The 19,573-nt window shown below is 63.4% G+C and carries 20 protein-coding genes; 12 read left to right on the top strand and 8 right to left on the bottom strand.

The annotated features are described in order from the left end of the window. The first annotated feature begins 13 nt into the window (after positions 1–13). Complete coding sequence (locus U1737_RS07930; protein WP_332796303.1) at positions 14–643, top strand: LysE family translocator; 630 nt, start codon at positions 14–16, stop codon at positions 641–643. A 32-nt stretch (positions 644–675) separates the two neighbouring features. Here U1737_RS07930 and U1737_RS07925 read toward each other — a convergent pair whose 3' ends face one another. The 4 genes from U1737_RS07925 to U1737_RS07910 form a co-directional block, all read right to left on the bottom strand. After that, positions 676–1,419, bottom strand: coding sequence for an SDR family NAD(P)-dependent oxidoreductase (locus U1737_RS07925; protein WP_332796302.1), 744 nt, complete (start codon positions 1,417–1,419; stop codon positions 676–678). Between the two features lie 348 nt (positions 1,420–1,767). Next, positions 1,768–3,321, bottom strand: coding sequence for an NAD-dependent malic enzyme (locus tag U1737_RS07920; protein ID WP_332796406.1), 1,554 nt, complete (start codon positions 3,319–3,321; stop codon positions 1,768–1,770). Between the two features lie 73 nt (positions 3,322–3,394). Further along, positions 3,395–4,927, bottom strand: coding sequence for an alginate export family protein (locus U1737_RS07915; RefSeq protein ID WP_332796301.1), 1,533 nt, complete (start codon positions 4,925–4,927; stop codon positions 3,395–3,397). A 51-nt stretch (positions 4,928–4,978) separates the two neighbouring features. Beyond that, the gene (locus U1737_RS07910) at positions 4,979–6,325 is read right to left on the bottom strand and encodes a dicarboxylate/amino acid:cation symporter (RefSeq protein WP_332796300.1); all 1,347 of its coding nucleotides are present in this window, start codon (positions 6,323–6,325) and stop codon (positions 4,979–4,981) included. A gap of 220 nt (positions 6,326–6,545) precedes the next feature. On the opposite strand from U1737_RS07910, the gene U1737_RS07905 reads away from it, so the two are divergent. Then, positions 6,546–8,228 (top strand): sensor histidine kinase, encoded by a 1,683-nt coding sequence (locus tag U1737_RS07905; RefSeq protein ID WP_332796299.1) that lies wholly within the window; start codon positions 6,546–6,548, stop codon positions 8,226–8,228. Then, entirely contained in the window at positions 8,225–9,517 is a 1,293-nt protein-coding gene (locus U1737_RS07900; RefSeq protein ID WP_332796298.1) for a sigma-54-dependent transcriptional regulator, read from the top strand. Before U1737_RS07905 ends, U1737_RS07900 begins: the two co-directional genes overlap by 4 nt. A 106-nt stretch (positions 9,518–9,623) precedes the next feature. Here U1737_RS07900 and U1737_RS07895 read toward each other — a convergent pair whose 3' ends face one another. Beyond that, the gene (locus U1737_RS07895) at positions 9,624–10,685 is read right to left on the bottom strand and encodes an endonuclease/exonuclease/phosphatase family protein (RefSeq protein ID WP_332796297.1); all 1,062 of its coding nucleotides are present in this window, start codon (positions 10,683–10,685) and stop codon (positions 9,624–9,626) included. A gap of 429 nt (positions 10,686–11,114) precedes the next feature. On the opposite strand from U1737_RS07895, the gene U1737_RS07890 reads away from it, so the two are divergent. The 3 genes from U1737_RS07890 to U1737_RS07880 are packed head-to-tail and all read left to right on the top strand — an operon-like array spanning position 11,115 to position 12,545. Beyond that, complete coding sequence (locus U1737_RS07890; RefSeq protein WP_332796296.1) at positions 11,115–11,339, top strand: transposase; 225 nt, start codon at positions 11,115–11,117, stop codon at positions 11,337–11,339. A gap of 48 nt (positions 11,340–11,387) precedes the next feature. Then, positions 11,388–12,296 (top strand): transposase, encoded by a 909-nt coding sequence (locus tag U1737_RS07885; RefSeq protein WP_503676866.1) that lies wholly within the window; start codon positions 11,388–11,390, stop codon positions 12,294–12,296. Positions 12,297–12,308: 12 nt separating this feature from the next. Continuing rightward, the gene (locus U1737_RS07880; RefSeq protein ID WP_332796294.1) at positions 12,309–12,545 is read left to right on the top strand and encodes a transposase; all 237 of its coding nucleotides are present in this window, start codon (positions 12,309–12,311) and stop codon (positions 12,543–12,545) included. Between the two features lie 354 nt (positions 12,546–12,899). On the opposite strand, the gene U1737_RS20690 is transcribed toward U1737_RS07880, so the two are convergent. Together U1737_RS20690 and U1737_RS07875 are read right to left on the bottom strand one after the other, a co-directional pair. Next, positions 12,900–13,043, bottom strand: coding sequence for a GNAT family N-acetyltransferase (locus tag U1737_RS20690; protein WP_443027102.1), 144 nt, complete (start codon positions 13,041–13,043; stop codon positions 12,900–12,902). A gap of 12 nt (positions 13,044–13,055) precedes the next feature. After that, complete coding sequence (locus U1737_RS07875; protein ID WP_332796293.1) at positions 13,056–13,202, bottom strand: hypothetical protein; 147 nt, start codon at positions 13,200–13,202, stop codon at positions 13,056–13,058. A gap of 126 nt (positions 13,203–13,328) precedes the next feature. On the opposite strand from U1737_RS07875, the gene U1737_RS07870 reads away from it, so the two are divergent. Then, positions 13,329–13,928 (top strand): hypothetical protein, encoded by a 600-nt coding sequence (locus tag U1737_RS07870; RefSeq protein WP_332796292.1) that lies wholly within the window; start codon positions 13,329–13,331, stop codon positions 13,926–13,928. A 290-nt stretch (positions 13,929–14,218) separates the two neighbouring features. Here the strand turns inward: U1737_RS07870 and U1737_RS07865 are convergent, their stop codons facing one another. Beyond that, entirely contained in the window at positions 14,219–14,716 is a 498-nt protein-coding gene (locus U1737_RS07865) for a Ros/MucR family transcriptional regulator (protein ID WP_332796291.1), read from the bottom strand. 193 nt (positions 14,717–14,909) lie between these two features. On the opposite strand from U1737_RS07865, the gene U1737_RS07860 reads away from it, so the two are divergent. The 5 genes from U1737_RS07860 to U1737_RS07840 all read left to right on the top strand — a co-directional run bounded on the left by U1737_RS07860 (position 14,910) and on the right by U1737_RS07840 (position 19,547). Then, the gene (locus U1737_RS07860; protein ID WP_332796290.1) at positions 14,910–17,162 is read left to right on the top strand and encodes a ParB/RepB/Spo0J family partition protein; all 2,253 of its coding nucleotides are present in this window, start codon (positions 14,910–14,912) and stop codon (positions 17,160–17,162) included. 95 nt (positions 17,163–17,257) lie between these two features. Continuing rightward, a complete protein-coding gene (locus U1737_RS07855) occupies positions 17,258–18,166 on the top strand; it encodes an ArdC family protein (protein WP_133032503.1) in 909 nt (302 codons plus the stop codon). A 30-nt stretch (positions 18,167–18,196) separates the two neighbouring features. Continuing rightward, on the top strand, positions 18,197–18,820 hold the full coding sequence (locus U1737_RS07850) for a DUF6927 domain-containing protein (RefSeq protein WP_332796289.1): 624 nt from the start codon (positions 18,197–18,199) through the stop codon (positions 18,818–18,820). A gap of 11 nt (positions 18,821–18,831) precedes the next feature. After that, complete coding sequence (locus U1737_RS07845; protein WP_332796288.1) at positions 18,832–19,023, top strand: hypothetical protein; 192 nt, start codon at positions 18,832–18,834, stop codon at positions 19,021–19,023. Then, entirely contained in the window at positions 19,014–19,547 is a 534-nt protein-coding gene (locus U1737_RS07840) for a thermonuclease family protein (protein ID WP_332796287.1), read from the top strand. Before U1737_RS07845 ends, U1737_RS07840 begins: the two co-directional genes overlap by 10 nt. The last annotated feature ends 26 nt before the right edge of the window (positions 19,548–19,573 follow it).

Genomic DNA, 19,573 nt, shown 5'->3' with positions numbered 1-19,573 from the left:
AAGGGAGGTTCGAATGACCGTTCTTCCGTCCCTGCTGGCGTTCGGCCTGGCGGCCACGCTACTGACGATCACTCCAGGGCTAGATACGGCGATGGTCCTGCGGAGCGCGGTAGCGGGCGGACCGCGCCAGGCGATCGCGACGGCGATCGGTATTGGTCTCGGTTGCCTTGCGTGGGGCGCGGCCGTCGCGTTGGGTCTTGGGATCGTCCTGACGGCCTCGACGCTTGCCTATACTATCCTGAAATGGGCCGGTGCGGCCTACCTGCTTTGGCTGGGGATAAACCTGGTGTTCCGACCGAGAAGCCAAATGGCTGACGAAGCGGCAAGCCTGGTTGTTCCCCTCATCCGTAGTGGCGCCATGCGACGCGGCTTGCTCACGAACCTGCTCAATCCCAAGATCGGCGTGTTCTACGTGACCTTCCTGCCGCAGTTCGTACCGGTCGGCACGAATGTCGCTCTCTTCTCTTTCGCGCTTGCCTGCATTCATGTCACGCTCGGCACGGCGTGGTTCGCTATCCTGATCGCGGCGACTGCCCCGTTGAACCGGCAGTTGCGCCGGCCCGCGGTTGTTCGAATCCTCGACAGGATGACGGGTGGGGTCTTCATTGGGTTTGGTGTGAAGCTCGCATTATCCGCCCGATAGCGCGAGCTGCACGACATTCTGCAATGGCTTGGTTAGATGATGTAGCCGCCAGCGACTTCGATCGTCTGGGCATTGATCCAGCCACTGTCGCCCGACAAAAGGCTGGCAACGACGCGACCGACATCGTCGGGCTCACCCACGCGACCAAGCGCTGTTTGACCAGCAAGGAGCGCTTCGAACTCATCGTTCAGCCCGCCACCTAGCTCAGTGCGGATCGGTCCAGGAGATACCGCGTTGGCGCGGATGCGGCGGTCGCCGAACTCCTTCGCCATGTAGCGGGTCAGAACCTCAAGCCCGCCCTTGAACGCGGCATAGGGGGCCACACCTGCGGTCGCCACGCGGATCGTCGCGCTCGTCAGATTCACGATCGATCCGCCGTCGGCCATTAACGGCAACAGTGTCTGCGTGAGAAAGAACGGGCCCTTGAGGTGGACTGCAAAAAGTCCGTCGAACTCGGTCTCGGTGACGCCGGTGATTGGCTTGAAAAGTCCGTAGCCGGCATTGTTCACGAGGTGATCGAACTCCGTCCGATCCCATGTTCCAGCCAGAGCCGTTGCGACAGCGTCCTTGAACGCCGAGAAAGAACGGGTGTCCGAAACGTCGAGCTTCAGTGCAACGGCTTGGCCTCCGATTGCCTCAATCTCGTGCACAACCTGGTCGGCACCTTCAGGATGACTGTTATAGGTCAGGATGACCCCGCTACCCCGTGCTGCGCATTGCAGCGCGGCGCTGCGTCCGAGGCCGCGGCTTCCGCCGGTGATGATTGCGATTGTCATATGTCGTCTCCGCTTGGTGCTGAAGACGGTCTACGGGTGCCAAGCTTCGCTGGCTGCTAGCGTTCCTATCTCAAACCTGCCTATTTCTGCTCCAATCGTAGGCACCATATGGATTCTCGAAGTAGCATCCCAATCGGGACGAGCAGGGGAACGTCAGACCTTTTCAACAGCCCCGGTCGTTTTTCTGGCGATGATGACCGGTCTGAGCGTCCCGCTTTCCAGTCCGGCCGGCAGTTTCGGGAGAAATACGATTCAGAACAGATTTCGAAAAAACGGCACCCACTTTGCCATCCATCGTGTCTCGCTGCGGCAGCCGTCCCGACCAACCTGCGTTTTCGGGAAGGACTGCTAATATGTGGCTTCCCAGAGCGTTTCTGCCGGTGACGGTTCACGGACCGCGAGACCTTCGGACTGGGCAGACGCAATAACCGCTCGAGCAACGGCGCAGGCGGTCGCACGCAACGATGTGATCGGTGGAAGCAGGGCATCGGCACGAGCCGCTTCACCGGCAAGTGTACGGGCGGCGGCCAGGAACATCCCATCACTCACATAACGCGCGCCGCTTGCGACGACACCGAGCCCGATGCCGGGGAAGATGTGGACGTTGTTTACCTGCGAGACGCCGGGGACGCCGAACGGGCTGCCAGTGCCAACGATTGCCTGTCCATCGGTCCACTCTAGCAGCGACGAGGGATGCGCCTCGGCATGGGTCGCCGGGTTCGACAAGGGCAGGATAATGGGCCGTGCCGTGCCCGCCGCCATCTCGCGCACGGCGTCTTCTCGGAAAGTGCCCGGTCGTCCCGTCGTCCCGATCATCACGGTCGGATGGACGCGCCGCACGACCTCAACGAGCGGGATCACCCCGCTTGCGTCGCGCGTCCAGTCCAGCGTCTCGCTCGCGTCGCGGGCGAGCGCCGTCTGCGCGTCGGTGAGCCCTGCCTGACTGGCGATTACCAGTCCCGCCCGATCGACCGCCCAGATCGCCTGACGCGCGTCCGGTGCCGCCACGCCGTCGGCGACCATCGCTTGAATGACCAATTCGGCGATGCCGGTCCCGGCCGCGCCGGCCCCGACGAGGACGATCCGTTGTTCGCCAAGACGGCTCCCGGTCCGGCCTACCGCGGCCAGCAACGCGCCCAGCGCCGTCGCCGCAGTGCCCTGGATGTCGTCGTTGAAGCTCGGCAGCCGGTCACGGTAACGATCGAGCAGGCAGTAAGCATTCGTCCCAGCGAAGTCCTCCCACTGGAGGAGCACGCCCGGCCAACGGGCCACGACCGCCTCGATGAAACGCTCGACGAAATCGTCATAGTCCGCACCGCGGACACGGGAGTGGCGCCAGCCCACGTACAGCGGATCGCTGTGCAGCGCCGGATTATCGGTGCCGACGTCGAGCAGGATCGGCAGCACCTCGGCCGGGTGGAAGCCGGCGCAGGCGGTGTAGAGTGCCAGCTTGCCGATCGGGATTCCCATCCCACCGGCGCCTTGATCGCCCAAGCCCAGGATGCGCTCGCCATCGGAGACGACGATCACCTTGATCCGGTCGAGTGCCGGGTCCGCCAGGATGTCGGCGATGCGCTCCCGGTACGGCCAGGACAGGAACAGCCCGCGAGGGCGGCGCCAGATCTCGCTGAAGCGCCGACAGCCCTCGCCGACCGTGGGCGTATAGACGAGCGGCAGCATGCGCGGCAGATCGCTCTGTACCAACGCCTGGAACAGCACCTCGTTGGTGTCCTGAAGTTCGCGGAGGAAGGCGTAGCGATGGAAATCGTCGGGCAGCGCGTCGAGCGCGCGGCGGCGACGCTCGATCTGCGTCTCGAGCGTCGCGACGTGCGGCGGCAGCAGGCCGTGGAGGCCGAGCCGGTCGCGCTCGGCCTCCGTGAATGCCGTCCCCTTGTTGGTCAGCGGGTCCGCCAGAATGGCACGCGCGGCGGCATGAGCGCTGTTCGGGGTAGTGATGACGTCCTCCTAAGGCCGTTTAGAAGCGGAAGCTGACCCAGCCTGCGAAGAAGTCCGAGCTGTGCAGGCCGGCGTCGGTAAGGGCCGGACCGGCGTCGAGATGCTCGTAGCGACCGGTGATCGAGAGATAGGGGGAGATCGTCCAGACCACCTGCGCTCGTGCCGTCTCGGCGATCTTGCGAGCGTCGGACAACTGCGTGCGGGGCAGAGCCGTGCCGTTCGCCCGGTAGACGGCGTCACGCACGTCGTCGCGCCAGGAGAACTGATATTCGAGCGCCATCCGCACCTTAGCGACCGGCTGGAAACTAACGTTCGGCGCGATGGCGATCAGATTGGTTGGCGTCGCGTAGAGCTGGTAGCTGTAATAGATGTTGTTGCCGAAGGGCGCGAGCGCGGTCCGCAGCTTGCCCGTGCCGTAAGCACCGCCCCCCGTTGCATAGTCGGCGTGGAAGCCGACGCGAGGGGCGCTGCGATCCTTGCCGACCCGATAGCTCTGCGCGAAAAGAAGCTGCCACGCCGAAATGTCGCGGCCGTTGTAGCTTCCGCCCTGATGATTGACGGTCCAGTCCAGGTTGATCGGCCCGATATCGCCATAGGTATGGATACCGTAGAAATTACGGACCTCACGGGCGCTGCGTCCTCCCCAGACAGCCGCCGTGTTGCGCAGTCGCCAGACAAAGGGATCGACGAACAGCTTGGACTGTCCGAACAGTGTGTGTGGCACGGCGACGCCGCCCGAGACACCTGAGAAACGCCTCGTGTCCTTGTTGAGGTCGTCGTCCGTCCCCTCGTTGCCCGGCCTGGTCGGCGTGAAGTCGAAGGCGTCGACGCGAAAGCCCGCGGCCTTCGCCCAGCCGCGCACGCCGTTAAAGCTAAGAAACACCGTGTTGTTGTCGCGAGGTACGACCAAGAGGTTGGGACCATCCGCGAACGTCTGTCGCCCATAGCGGACGCCGAGATCGACCCGGGCAACCTGCGCCGTCAGTTCCACAAAGGACTGCTGGACGATCGCGTCGTTGCGCAAGAAGCCCGAGGGGGTGCCGAGGTTGATACCGGACAGGCCGGCGTGCGCGATCTCGCCATAGGCGCGGAAGTGCGTGCCGATGTGGAGATCAGCGCCGCCCACGATGCGGGTGAAGTCCTGACGCTGGTGCTCGGTCTCGCGCAGGTCGGGGTTGGTGGTGACGTTGGTACGTTGACGAAACTCTCCCGAGAGCGTGAGATAGATGTCGCCGGCTTTATCGAACGGGATGAACTTGAGCCGGTCGAATGGTCCTTTGCGCTTCTTGGGATCGCGGAGTCGGGACCAGTCCTCAACCCAGCGCGATTGATTGAACCCGCTCGTCGTGACGCCGTCACCGGCGCCCTCCAGCGGATAAGCTTCCGATAGCGGCGCAGCCAGCGTCTGACGGGGACGGTCGATCGGCCCGGGCAGTTGACTGACGGGTTCGGACCGGCTCGCCGTCTGTGCCAGAAGAGCGGTCGGATGCACCGTGCCGAAGGCGAGTGCCAGGGTGGCAGCGCCGATGCAGCGCCGCGACAAACATTTCATGGTGGTATTCCCCTCCGGGGACGGGCGGTCATCGCCGCCCGTCCGTGTTATCTACTCGGCAGCGACGGCCTCGGCCGGCAGTTCGTCGACGCGCGGACCGGCGTGGCCGGCCAGGGCGCGGGCGAGCTGCTCACGATCGAGGCGCCCCTCCCACCGCGCCACGACGATGGTCGCAACCGCGTTGCCGATGAAGTTGGTGAGGCTGCGGCACTCGGACATGAAGCGGTCGACGCCGAGGATCAACGCCATGCCGGCGACCGGCACCGACGGCACGATCGAGAGTGTGGCCGCGAGCGTGATGAAGCCCGCTCCGGTCACGCCGGCGGCACCCTTGGACGACAGCATCGCGACACCGAGCAGCAGGAGCTGCTGGCCGAGTGTCAGGTCGACATTGCAGGCTTGGGCGATGAACAGCGCCGCCAGCGTCATGTAGATGTTAGTGCCGTCGAGGTTGAACGAATAGCCGGTCGGCACGACCAGCCCGACGATCGACTTGGGGCAGCCCGCCCGCTCCATTTTCTCGATCAGCGCCGGCAAGGCACTCTCGGAAGACGAAGTGCCCAGCACCAGCAGCAGTTCAGTCTTGAGATAGGCGATCAGCTTGAAGATCGAGAAGCCGGCGAGGTGACTGACTATGCCGAGGACCACGACCACGAACAGGAAGCTGGTCAGATAGAAGGTGCCGACGAGTGCGGCGAGGTTGGCGAGCGAGCCGACGCCGTACTTGCCGATCGTGAAGGCCATCGCGCCGAACGCGCCGATCGGCGCCGCCTTCATCAGGATCGCGACCACCTTGAAGATCGCCAGCGAGATATCCTCGAGCGCGCGCGTGAGCCGAGCGCCACGCTCGCCGATGAGGGCGAGGCCGACGCCGAACAGTATCGCGACGAACAGCGTCTGGAGGATGCTACCCTCGGTCAGCGCGCCGACGAAGGTGTCGGGGATGATGCTGGTCAGGAAGCCTGTAATCGTAGTCTCGTGCGCCTTTTCAGTATAGTCGGCGATCTTCGATGTATCGAGCGTGGCGGGATTTATGTTGAGGCCTGCTCCCGGATGTACGACATTCGCGACGATCAGGCCGATGATGAGCGCCAGGGTCGAGAAGAACAGGAAGTAGATGAACGCCTTGCCGGCGACGCGCCCGACCGAGGCCAAGTCGCGCATGCCGGCGATGCCGGTGACGATGGTGAGGAAGATGACCGGAGCGATGATCATCTTGACGAGTTTGATGAAGGCGTCACCGATCGGCTTCATCGCCTCCCCGACGCTCGGATAGAAGTGGCCGAGCAGCACGCCGGCAGTGATTGCGATCACGACCTGGACATAGAGATGCGCGTACCACGGCTTGGCGCCATAGGGCGCTCCAGCATAGGGCTTCGCCATCGTATTATATCTCATTCCACCTCTCCTTCGCGCGCCTTGCCGGCGACTGGCTTGAAGGCAGATCGTGCGCCTATGAGCATGCGGTGCTAGAGAGTTTCTATGAATTATCTTTAATGCTATATATCAACGGCTTGTTCGATCTTTGGCGACAAATGCTAGTAAAGATTCTGCACGCCTTTTCACCACCGCGTGCAGAATATTGCACATTTGCCAGGACCGTTTCTAAGGAAGCGACATGACTCGCGCATGGGTAACGCAATGGCGATGGTTGGCGGCGACCGTGCTCCTCGCGGCGCTTGCCGCGACCATCATTGGTCTCGTGGCGAGGGACCGCGCGCGTGGCGCGCTTGCGCGGCGGGTCGGGACTGACGCCACGCTCAGGGCGGCACTCTTCGACAGCGAGGTCGCTCGGTTTCGCCTGTTGCCCGTTGCGCTGCGAGACGACCGGGACGTCGTCGCGGCGGTCCGCGGCGACGCCGCAGCGATTATCGCTCTCGATCGCAAGCTGGAGCGCCTCGCCGGTGAGACGGGAGCGGCGGCGATCTACGCGGTAGGCCGCAGCGGCACCGCGATCGCGGCCAGCAACTGGCGCTCCGCGCACAGCTTCGTCGGCACCGACTATCGCTTCAGGCGCTACGTGCGGGACGCGGTCCGCACGGGATCGGCCAGTCAGTTCGCGCGCGGGACGGTCAGCGGTCGCCCCGGCCTCTACCTCTCGCAACGGGCCGCCGAAGGCGGCGTTGTCGTGGTCAAGCTGGAGTTTGACCGGGTCGAAGCCGACTGGGCGAAGGCCGGCGGCGACACCTATGTCCGTGATCCCAACGGGCTGGTGCTGGTCAGCAGCCGTCCGCAGTGGCGCTTCGCCATAACGAAGCCGCTGTCGCCCCCGCGTCTGGCGGCAGTCCGGATTGAGTCGAGCCTGCCCGCCACCACGTTGCAGCATTTGCCCGGACCGGCGGAGATGGTCGCCGATACGGTGGCGACCACGCAACCTGGTTGGACCCTGACCGCCCGGCGCCGGCCGGAGGCGGACGCGCGCTTCGCCGAGCGCACGGCCAGCGCCGTGGCCGCCATCATCGTCGCCGCGATCAGCGCGCTTGCCTGGGGTTTCCGCCAGCGGCGGCTTCTCCAGCGACGCCGGACCGCCGACCTTGAGGAAGCGGTGGCGGCGCGGACGGCAGAGCTGACGCGTGAAATCGAGGAGCGGGCAGCGAGCGAGGCGCGCGCCATCGAGTTGCGCGAAGGCTTGCGCCAGGCGAACCGGCTCGCCACGCTCGGGCAGGTGACCGCCAGCGTGGCGCACGAGACGGCACAGCCCGTAGCCGCCATTCGCAACTATGCCGCGGTGAGTGCGACGCTGCTTAGACGGGGCAACGCGCACGACGTTCTTGAGAACCTTGAAGCGATCGCGCGTCTCGCGGACCGGATCGGAACGGTGACCGCCGAGCTGCGCGGCTTCTCGCGGCGCAGGACGGGTCCGGTTCGCGCCGTTTCGCTCGCGGAAGTCGTCGATGGCGCGCTCCTGATCCTGCGCGAGCAGCTGCGCGCCGTCGCCGGCGATCGTCCCGTGATCGATCCCGCTGTGATGGTCCGAGGGGGACGCGTCCGACTGGAACAGGTGTTGGTAAATATCCTTCAGAACGCGCTGGAGGCCGTGCGGGAACGAGCCGACCCCCGCATCGACCTGCATCTGCGATATGATAGTGAGACGGTCGTGCTGACCGTCGATGACAATGGGCCGGGCCTTGCTCACGCGGTGCGGTCCCGGCTGTTCACGCCCTTCGTGACCAGCCGCCCCGAAGGTCTCGGGCTCGGGCTCGTCATCGCCCATGATATCATGCTTGAGTTTGGGGGCACGCTCCGTCATGCCGACACTCCAGTCGGCGCGCGGTTCGAGATCGTGATTGTGATTGCATGAGTGAGCTTCGGACGATCCTGCTGGCCGAGGACGACGCCGACCTTCGTGCGTCCACCGTCCAGCTTCTCACGGTGGCCGGCTACAGCGTTCTCGCTCATCCCGACGGCGAATCCGCGCTCGCTGCCGTCCGCATCGACTTTCCCGGGGTCATCCTTACCGACATCAGGATGCCCGGCATGTCGGGCATTGATCTGTTCAGGGCGGTGCATCGCATCGATCCGGAACTGCCGGTCATCCTCATCACCGGTCACGGTGACGTCGAAACGGCGGTCGACGCGCTCAAGGCCGGAGCCTGGGACTTTCTGGTCAAGCCATGCGATCCCGAGACGCTGCAGGGGGCGGTCGCACGTGGTGTGGCCGCCCGGACGCTGGTTATCGAGAACCGTCGCCTGCGGGCTGCTGCCGAAGCGACCGGCGCCGGGGATCTCGTCGGGCAGAGCGCTGCGATCCGTCAGGTGCGGTCGATGATCCCGGCGGTAGGCGACCTCGACCTCGACATGGTGGTGGAAGGTGCGACCGGGACGGGGAAGCAGTTGGTGGCGCGCCTGATCCACCGGGCGGGGCGTCGGGCTCGCCACCGGTTCGTCGCGATCGACTGCGCCGCGCCGCCCTCAGGGGCCGGTCGCGACCTTTTCGACGGCGCTGGCCTGGTGTCGCGCGCCCATCGCGGGACGCTGTTCCTCGACAATCTCGATCGCGCCGATCCTCTGCTTCAGCACCGGCTATCGCAATTCGTCGAGCATCGCGCTTTGGCGCTCGACGCGCGCGAACCTCAGCCGATCGACGCGCGGATCATCGCCGCGATCGACGACGGTGGCCGCGAGCATGTGCAGCCCGCGCTGTATCATCGCCTGGCTGGTATCGCGCTCCGCCTGCCACCGCTTCACGAGCGTTCGGATGATATTTCCATTCTGATAGCACATTTCCTCGGACGCATCGCTGAGACGCATCGGCGTGCAGTGCCAACACTGCGGGACGCCGCGGCATTGATGGCGCGCCAAACCTGGTCCGGCAACGTACGAGAGCTCGAAATGGCCGTGGAGCGGCTGGTTCTTGGCCTGGAAGACAGCGGGCCAAAAGCTGTGATCAAAACGCCTCTCAACGAGCGCCTCCATGCTTTCGAGCGGGCAGCCATCGTCGAGGCGATTGCTCAGGCCTCCGGCGATGTATCATCCGCGATCCAGTCGCTCGGTATGAAGCGGGAAACGTTCTACTACCGCATCAAGCGCCTCGACATCGACCTTCCATCAATCAGGGCCTCATCACGAGTGAGGCGTCTTGCCAGCTAACTTCTCTCAATCGGGACAGGATCAGCGATCAACGAGATTTCTAACAGCCACGGTCGGTTTTGACACCGAAAGATCAGTCAATGTTGCACAAAAATCGTTCGCCCGCTCAGCGGTTGCGACGTTCCTCACGATAGTCCTGCAGAACCTCCTTCACGTCCTTGCGGTCTTCACGCGATACGGCCTCGGGCGTCCCGTTGGCGACCGTTCGTCCGGTGAGGCAAACGCGCGAGTGAATTGGCAGATGGTCGGAGCCGACATCGTCTGTCACCTCAAGATTGCGAACCTTGAATTCGGGGGTGACAAACATGTGGTCAAGCGGCCAGCCGAGCAGCGGCGTGCGCGCTGGGAACGTTGGGAACGTCCCCCGACCGATTCGCGCATCGAGATAGCCACCGACGCGTTTGAACAATTGTGACGTGTGGGACCAGGCAACATCGTTGAAGTCGCCGATAGCAAGCACGGGCAGCTTCATACGTGCGGCGCGCCCTGCGGCGATCGCGATCTCGGCATCACGCGCCTCGGTATCTTGCCCGGGAACCGGTGGCCGCGGATGCAGCGCGATTAATCGGAAAGAATCGCCCGCAGTCAGTTCGACATGGATCGACGGCGTATTTTTCTGAGCGATCGTTTCAATCCGGCCATCGCGCATCGGCAGGCGCGTGGCGAAGATCATGCCATAGGTGTTACTGATGGGGCGCTCTAGACGGTTGGGATAGCGCCCTAGTTGGGTAGCCAAGGCATCCGCCCAGCGCTGGTCCGTCTCCATGAGAAGCAAGATGTCCGGGTGAAGCCTATCGATCAGCTGCGCCGTCCGCCGATAATCCCGATTGGATTCCAACACATTCAGCGACAGCACGCTGAAGCACTTGTCCTTTGCGACCGAGGCATCGTCGGCAAAAGCCAGCTCTGTCCTGGCCAACGGGGTGTATGGAAAGATGCGATACAGCTGCCACCCTGCCGCCACGGCGCACAGCAGCGCCGTCCACCGCCCTACCCGTCGATCCAGCCAAAGCAATAGCCCGCCCGTCAGCGCCAGCCCGGCAAGGATCTGGACGCGCGGGAAATCCCAGATCCTGATCCACCATTCGTTAGACTCGAAAAGACTGAGGCCAGTGACGGCGACTAGCAGACTGGCCAGGACCCGGATCAGAATGATGACTATGCGCATATTGACCGCTTAGGGGCGGCATGGGCCCTGACCAAGCGAGGATCACTTTTTTGTGAGAAGGGAAAGAACGGCCGGATCGCTAGGATCGCCACGGCATAGGTAATGAGGTTCAGTGGCAAGCCGACCTTCACGAAGTTCATGTAGCGGAAGCGTGCCGATCAAGACCAAGCGCCACGAGGCGCAGGAAGCGCGCATGTTTATCGTCGAGGCGGGCTAAGTCTTATGTAGGTTTTCTGTTCCGTTGCTACTCAGCCCCCTACTATGAGGCGATGGGCCTCTAAAACTACCGTGCGCCAGAAGGCATCGTGCAAAAGGTATACACAGTCGGCTAGCACCACCTAACTCACGCTTTCCTGGTCCACGATCCAGACCGTGTGAAAAGTCGCATCTGCGATTCCCCTAGACTGCAGATCGGCGTATTATTCGGGCATGGCGTATATCGAAGGTCATGCGCGCGACCAGCCGCTGCTGCTGCCGGCATCGGTTGAGGATTACGTATCGGCGGACAACCCGGTGCGCTTCATCGATGCCTTCGTCGACGATCTTGATCTGGGCGATGCAGGTTTCCTGCGGTCGCGGCCGAAGGCGACGGGGCGACCGGGCTATGATCCGGGCGATATGCTGAAGCTGTACCTGTACGGGTATCTCAACTGAGTGCGGTCGAGCCGTCGCCTGGAAGCGGAAGCGGTACGCAATCTGGAGGTGATCTGGCTGCTGCGCGGGCTGCGGCCCGACTTCAAGACGATCGCTGACTTCCGCCGCGACAACCGTTCCGCTTTCAAGGCGATTTTCCGCGCCTTCGTACTCCTGTGCCGCAAGCTCGACCTGTTCGGGCGCGAGCTGCTAGCGGTGGACGGTACGCGGCTGAAGGCGGTGAATAGCCGCGAGCGTAACTTCACGAAGGCCAAGCTCGACAAGTACATCAAGTCTGCCGACGAGCGGCTCGAGACGTACCTCGGGCAGTTGGATAATGCCGACCGTGGCGAGGAGGCCGGTACGACCAGACGGAGCGAGGCACTGGCGGCCAAGATCGCGAAGGTGCGCGAACAGCGTCAGGTCAACCAGGCGATGCTGGAGCAACTAAAGGCCAGCGGAGAGAGTCAGATTTCGCTCACCGACCCGGACGCCCGGGCGATGGCAGCCCATCCCAAGGTCGGCGTCGGCTATAACGCTCAGGTCGCAGTCGATGCCAAGCACAAGCTGATTGCCGAACAGCATGTCACCAACGCGGGCAGCGATCTGGGTTTTCTGGCTGAGACAGCCGGCGCCGCAAAGGACATCCTCGGCGTCGAGCGGATCGATGTGGTCGCCGACATGGGGTACTACATGGGCGAGGACATCGCCGCGTGCGAGCGGACCGGCATCACGCCCTATGTCGCCCGCCCGCAGCGCGGCACGGCCGTTGGCGACGGGCGCTTTCCCAATGAGCGGTTCCGCTACGATGAAGCCACGGATTGCTACCACTGCCCCGCCGACCAACGGCTCGATACACGGTACCGCTGGCTTCAGGGCGGTCATATCATCGTGCAATATTCAAACCCGCGCGCCTGTGGCGGTTGCGGCCTCAAGGCGCAGTGCGCCCGCGGAAACTTCCGCTGCATCACGCGGTAGGAAGGCGAAGCCGTGCTCGACCGCATGGCGATACGCCTCGCCGCCCGGCCCGGGATCCTGGATATTCGCCGCGAGACGGTCGAGCACCCGTTCGGTTCGCTCAAGCAATGGATGAACCAGGGTGCCTTCCTGATGCGCGGGCTCGACAAGGTGCGGGCCGAGCTCAGTTTAACGGCACTCGCCTATAATCTCAGGCGGGCGATAAACCTGGTCGGCGTCCAAGGGCTGATCCGCGCAGTGCAGGCCTGATCTAACGCCAAAATGCCCCATCCCGGCCAGGCTCGGCGGCTGATGGCGCTCTATCGGTGGCCCTGTGCCCCCTATAATCCTCAGCCACTATCCCCGCCCTCATCCCGCGCATTCCAGGCGCGGCATCAGCCAACGGCGAGTTTCCGCACAGTCTGGATCCTTTAGGGAAGGCGCGGTCTCCGTCAGGTGCTGGGCGATAACGGCTTGAACGCTATGCCCTCCGCGTCGAACTTGCTGTCGTCCAGCCATGTCTCGAACAGGGCGCGTCGTGCCGGCCACTCTCCCCCCAGGGTCGAGAACCAGGCGGTGTCGCGCCGGCGGCCCTTCACGATGCCGTCACCGCGCCACGTTCTTTCATAGGTAGCCGAACCGGCGCGCAGCCCGCATGGAGGCAGCGTTCAGCGCGTTGCAGCGCCACACGACCCGGTGATAGCTAAGTGCAAAGGCGTGCTGCATCATCAGGAAAATGGCTTCCGTGGCGGCGCGCGTGCGTTGCAGCCGGGGCGATAGTCAGATGCTCGCAATCTCGATCGCGGCGTCGTTAGGCGCAATATCACAGAACGACGCCCGTCCTTCGGCCTTGCCGCTGGATGCCGGAATGAAAGCGAAAAAGGGCTGCTGTTCAAGACCACTGATCCGCGAGATATGCCCGGCCATGTCATCCTTGGTCGGGAACGGCCCGTACTTCAGATATGCCCACGACGCGTCCGCTGCCTGGCCCGCCTCCCATAGATCGTCGACGTGCCGAGTAGAGAGCGGTTCGAGCGTAACGGCCTTGCCAACATGGCGCTCAAACCCCGGCAAAGGCCGGATTGCTTCGGGGACGATCGGGCCAAGGGGAACAGCGGTCATACCGCCCGAATGGCGGGGCAGTATGATCGATCTTCCTTACTGGCGCTCGACCTTCGTGCGTTCGATCAGGATATGAACGGCGGATGGCGGACCCTGGAAACTAAAGGTTGCACTGTCGAAGCTGCCGATTTGATCCGAGATTGGCGAAAGGCGCATGGAAGCATGGGGGCTGCGGACACCCTTCTTTCAAGGCATGAGGGACAGCGGCGAGCCGACGTAGGCCAGTATACCGATGCGATCAGGCTCTTTGAGGCAGGAAGGCACCCCGCCACCGAGGATGCGAAATGGGGCTGGAACCTGTACGTGGACAGCACTGTCGCGTTCCTTCGCGGTAATCGCCGCGATCTAGAAACGACGCGCGCCAAACTCGCGGCGCTGCCTCGCCCTTTCGAACTCAAGGAGATGATCGGTCCTGAAGGCAAACCGAAGGCAGTTCGTTGGCCGATGAACATTCGCGTTCTCGACAGTTTTCTCCGCTGTTGGGGGCAGAGCTATAAGGCCGCGTACCGCTGTCCTATGCCGGTCAGCTAGGACTGGGGGCAGGGATATTGAGATCGCTTTATTTTCCCGAAATCAAATTGGATTGGGTATCGGGAAGGTCGGGTACATTCCCAAAATTCGATCTTTTTCGAGAAAGCCAGCAACGTCACTCCGCGTCAGCTATCCTACCTTCATCCCCAAAACGAACGGACCGCTTTCACCCATTGTTACCGGTCGCTCCTAGCGGACACGCAACTTACGTTCGTGTTGACCCCATGGACGTGATACCGCTGGAGGTCTCAGCGCATGGTATTATGCCACGCGCTGATCCTCACATCTGCTTATTCAGCGTCGCTCGTTACCGCGGGCTTCGTGTTACGGCGTGGCTTGGCAGCGGCAGGTTCAGCGGCCTTTTGAACCGTCTGGCCAGGCTTACGACCTAGACCGATCTTCTTGGCCATGGCGCGACGGCTCTCGCTGTAGGTTTCCGCAACCATGGGATAATCCGCCTTGAGATTATACCGTTCGCGGTACTCGGCCGGGGTCATTCCATTCGTAGCGAGGTGACGCCGCAGCGTCTTGTAAGGCTTGCCATCAATCATGCTGATGATGTGATCCTTGCTGGCAAGCGACTTTCGCGCGGTTACCGCAGGCGTGTATTCTGGCGCAGACGCTTCCGGAGCCTCTACGCTCTGTTCACCGCTTAGCTTCGCCACAGCCGCATGCATCGACTGTAGAAACGCAGGAACGTCGTCAGCTGTGGTCCGCGTATTTGGGTTACCCAGCCATGCAATGGTCAGTTCGGTTGCAAGTTCGACCGCATTGATATCATTCGTCATCAATTTTCCCGTGATAAGGTGAGAACGCTTTGAATATCGCCGCTAGATAGTAGCCGAGGCATCACAGGCAATACTTAATCTAACAATAACATCGAGATGAACCGGGAAATACGAAACGACAAGGAGAGGAAGGGGGGAGGGGATGGGTGTTCGGAAAAGATTCCGGATGCTCAGAAACGAAGGGTGATTTCCCATGATCCAGTCCGTAAAACTCTCGAAGCTCCGCCTCTCCGCCAGCAACGTCCGCACCGCGCCCGATGAATCGCTGCAGATCGAGCCGTTCGCAGCCGACCTCGAAGCCCGCGGCGTCCTCCAGAACCTGCTCGTTACGCCGGTCTCGCGGCCACGCGGGACGTTCGAGGTATTCGACGGCGGCCGGCGCTGGCGTGCGCTCAACATGCTGGTCGCTCGCGGCGTCATCAATCCCGACGAGTATGACGTGCCGGTGCGTGTCCTGAAGGGTGACGATGCCGAACTGACTGAAACCTCGCTCGCGGTCAGCTTCCATCACATGAAGCTCAGCCCGGCCGAGGAATGCCGCGCCTTCCAGCATTTTTTGAACGGCAGTACCGATATCGACGCTGTGGCCAAGCGCTTTGGCGTTACCCGCCGTTTCATCGACGGTCGCCTACGCCTCGCCGATCTTGCCGAGCCGATCTTCTCTGCTCTCGCCAACGGCGACCTGACCCTCGACATGGCCAAGGCCTATGCCTCGACCGGCAGTCACGAGCGTCAGTTGCGCGTCTGGCAGACCTACAGCTCGATGGTCCACTACAACGCGGACGCCATCCGCCGGGTCATCGCCAACGACACGATGCGGGCCAACGATCCGATCGCGCTCCTGATCGGCGTCGAGGCTTACGAGGCCGCAGGCGGCGTCGTTGACCGCGACCTGTTCAGCAACGCCGGCGAGCGCTGGACCAACCCCGAGATCGCACAGACCCTCGCGGGCGCGATGATGGAAGCGGAAGCCAAGCGTATCGGCGAGGAACGCGGTCTTGCCTGGATCCGGCCTGTCGCCAGCCACAGCACCTGGGATGCGGCCCGCAGCCTCCACCGCATCGCCCTGCCGGTCCAGCCTATGTCGCCGGCCAAGGCACAGCGCGTAGACGAGATCGAGCAGCGCATGGGCGAACTGCAGCAGGAGATGGAGAACGACGAGCTTTCCGAAGAAGCGTTCACCGCTTGCGACGCAGAGCATGATGCGCTTGGCGAGGAACTCGAAGCGCTGCAACGTCGCCCCTCGGTACTCCCCGCTGAACTCGTGTCGAGGGTCGGCGCGTTTCTGACGCTGTCGCAGACCGGTACGATGGTCCTGGATGAGACCTATTACAGCGAAACGCCGATCCGCGTGACAGTGGTCGAGCCGGAGCCGGTCGAAGGTGATAACGGGGAGACCGACGAGACGGACGACGGGTTTGCCGACAGCGAGAGCGAGGGGTCGGAACGGGTCCGGGCGGAGCCGACCTTCCGCATCGAGGAAGGCGCGGTGACGCCGGTGACGGCAGGCGGTCCCAAGGAGGTCGACCCCGATAACGCGGCGCCGGGCGGCAAGGCACTCAGCCAGGTCCTGAGCGACCAACTCGCGATGCAGCGTCGCGATGTCCTGGCGGCGTCACTGATCGCCAGTCCCGGCCTGGCGCTGGACTACATGCTGTTCGCCATGGTGGATGCACGGCGCGGCACCTCGTCGAACGACGGCACGACGATCAGCGCTCAAGCGCCGCAGGATCCGATCCTGTCGACCAACATGCCGGGATCGCGCGCGCGCGACTACCTCGCCGAGGTACGGGACGGGCTAGATGAATCGTGGGGCGAGTCCGACAATAAGGTCATGCGGTTCCAGGCATTCCGCGCGCTCGGCGACGAGGTGAAGAGCGCATGGCTGGCCTACATTGTCGCGACGTCGCTGGAGGCCAAGGAGTCCTACGGCTCCAATCGCCAGAACCCGCTCCACGGCCGCATGGCCAGCATCCTCGAGGTCGATGTCGCCAGCTGGTGGCGTCCGACGTCGGAGAACTTCTTCGACCGGGTTTCCAAGGGGGCGTTGATCTCACTGCTTCACGAGGCCGGAGGCCCAGCGCTGTCGAGCCGCCACGCCAGCGAGAAGAAGACCGAGATCTCGGCATCCTGCCAGAAGCTCTTCGCTGGCGAGGCGATCGTCGAGACCGACGTCAAGGAAGCTGCCCTGAAATGGGTGCCGACCGCGATGCGCTTCAGCGACACTGTCGTCGCGGGTGAGAGCGAAGACGACGGCGCGCAGTGCGATCTCGCGGACCTGATCGAGGCGGACAGCGACGACACCGGCGAGGACGATCTTGCCCCCTTGGTCGGTGACGGCCCGGACGATGTCGGGAAGGACGGGGTCGAGACGAATGGCAGCGCCCAGATCGAACTCGATCACCAGAACGATGACGATGTGAACGAGATCGTCGCGGCCGAATAGCGGCACGACGGTTCAATTCTGAGCAGCCTCACTGCCGGCCCGCGACTTCGTGGCGCCGGCGGTGCTTTTTCCTCATCGCTAACGAGGCCAGCGTCATGACCGCTACAACCCGCGACATCGCAGCCGACATCACCGCCGCCATCATCGCACGGCTCGAAGCCGGGACCCTGCCGTGGCAGCGCTCCTGGTCGGTTACCGGCGAGGGCGGCAGGCCACTGCGCCACGAGGGCGTTCCGTACACCGGAATAAACGCCCTGTGGCTCTGGGCGACCGCCGACACCTATGGCTATCGCAGCCGCTACTGGATGACCGCCCGTCAGGCCCGCGAACTGGGCGGCGAGATCAACCGCGATGCGAGGCCATCGTTCTCGGTCTACGCGTCGACCTTCCGCAAGGCCGGAATGCCCAACCTCCTCGGCGCGACCGCCGACCAGATGATCCGCTTTCTGCGCTCCTATGTCGTCTTCAACGCCGACGAAATCGTTGGCCTGCCGGACTATTACTACCCGCGAGAGGTGGCACCGACCCCTTTGCTGATCTCAGAACGGCAGGATCGCATCGACGCCTTCTTTGGCGGTATTCCGGCCAAGGTCCGTCACGGCGGTGACCGCGCCTTCTTCCACCCAACCTTCGACTATATCCAGATGCCGCACACCGGCAGCTTCAAGTCAGGCGACGCATACGCATCAGTTCGGGCGCACGAGACTGTCCATTGGGCGGGCCATGCCTCCCGACTCGATCGCACCTTCGGGAAGCGCTTCGGCGACAACGCATATTGCGTCGAAGAATTGGTCGCTGAGCTTGGCTCGGCCATGATCTGCGGCGATCTCGGCCTTCCGACCGAGCTGCACGACAGCCATGCCTCCTACCTCGCCAACTGGTTGGGGGTGTTGCGCGCCGACAAGACCGCGATCTTCCTCGCCGCGACCAAGGCTGAACAGGCCTTCTCCTACCTTCGCGCCTTCTCGACCGAGGCTGCAGCAGAAACGCGGCTCGCCGCATGAACCGGAGTAAACGACATGGGTTGGCTCTCGATGACCAGCGCCGGCATGGCCGGCCACCCGAACCCCAAGGCCTATCTCGACGACCAGTTCACCTACAGTCGTGCGCTGGATGGTGGCGGCACGCGCGGCATGCGCGTTATCGACAGCGCGTTCGTCGGAAACCGCGTCTGGTACGCAGCAGCTGAGATCATTTCAGACGGCGATACGCTCTACGTCATCGCACTCGTGTGTCTGGTCCGCTGGAACCCCAAGGCCAGAGACGGATACGTATTTGCGTACAAGGACCAGGAAGAATCGATGGGCCCCTGCGAGGCCGGATGCCCGGCCCGGATCCTGCGTCTCCTGTCGCCAACTAGCAAAGAAAGCGCGTTGGATTGGCGGCGCCGTTGTCTCGTTCGGCTAAGGCTGCACGCCCGCAAAATCGATAACGGGATGCGGATCAAACTTCCCCGCCCGGTTTCGTTCAGCGACGGCCATACCGGCACCGAGTTCATCGTCGTGAAACGCGGCGAAAAGATCACCTTCCGGAGCGACAAGGGGCACGGCCACTACCGCATCTCGCATTTCCGCGACCTGGCCTGGTCTGTCGTTCCAGAAACCAAAGTTCACCGCACCGTCTTCGCGGCTCCTACCGCGTATGCGACACCTGCATGATGGATAGCCCCATGTCTGCCGACACTCCCCTCTCGCCGCTGCGCCGTGTCCTGTGCAGCAGATCCAACGCCGTCAGGGTCGCCGCATGGATGCGCCTTGACGGGATCCACACCGACATCGTCGCTACGGGCGAGCCGCTGCAGCCGTGGCTGATCGTCGAGACGACCGCCGCCCTGATCCAGGACGCACTCGCATGCGCATGACCCTTGTCCTCGCTTTTGCCCTTGCCGCCTGCGGAGGAGCCGCCTCCCAAGCCGAAGACACAGCGCTGATACGCGCCGACGGTCGCGCGATTGACGGTGACACCGTATCGTTCGACGTCCGGATTTTTGGGGCTGATGCCTTCGAGAAGCGGCAATTGTGTCGAAATACGGATGGCTGCTGGCCGTGCGGCAAGGCAGCGCAGGACTACGCGTCGAAGCTCCTGAAATCAGGAAGCAGCACGATCCGCCTGACGGGCAAGCAAAGCTACGGTCGTCCGATCGGAACGGTCGAGATCGGGGGCCAGGACCTTGGTGAGAGCATGATCGCCGCGGGGCTTGCCGTGCCGGCGACCAGCTACCTGAAAAGCGACCCCGAGCGCGCCCAGCGTTATCTCGCCGCTTATGAAAACGCCGAGGCCAGACATGCCGGCGTCCATGCCGGCTACTTCATCGATCCGGCAAAATGGCGTCACGGCGAACGCCTCTCGTGCGAGGCGCGGGGCAAAAGCAGCCGAGAGCGCTAAATCGCGTGGGAGAGAAGGGGGAGGGG

This window comes from Sphingomonas fucosidasi, from assembly GCF_036663855.1.
Taxonomy (GTDB): domain Bacteria; phylum Pseudomonadota; class Alphaproteobacteria; order Sphingomonadales; family Sphingomonadaceae; genus Sphingomonas; species Sphingomonas faeni_B.
This window is presented reverse-complemented; position numbering and strand designations above follow the sequence as displayed.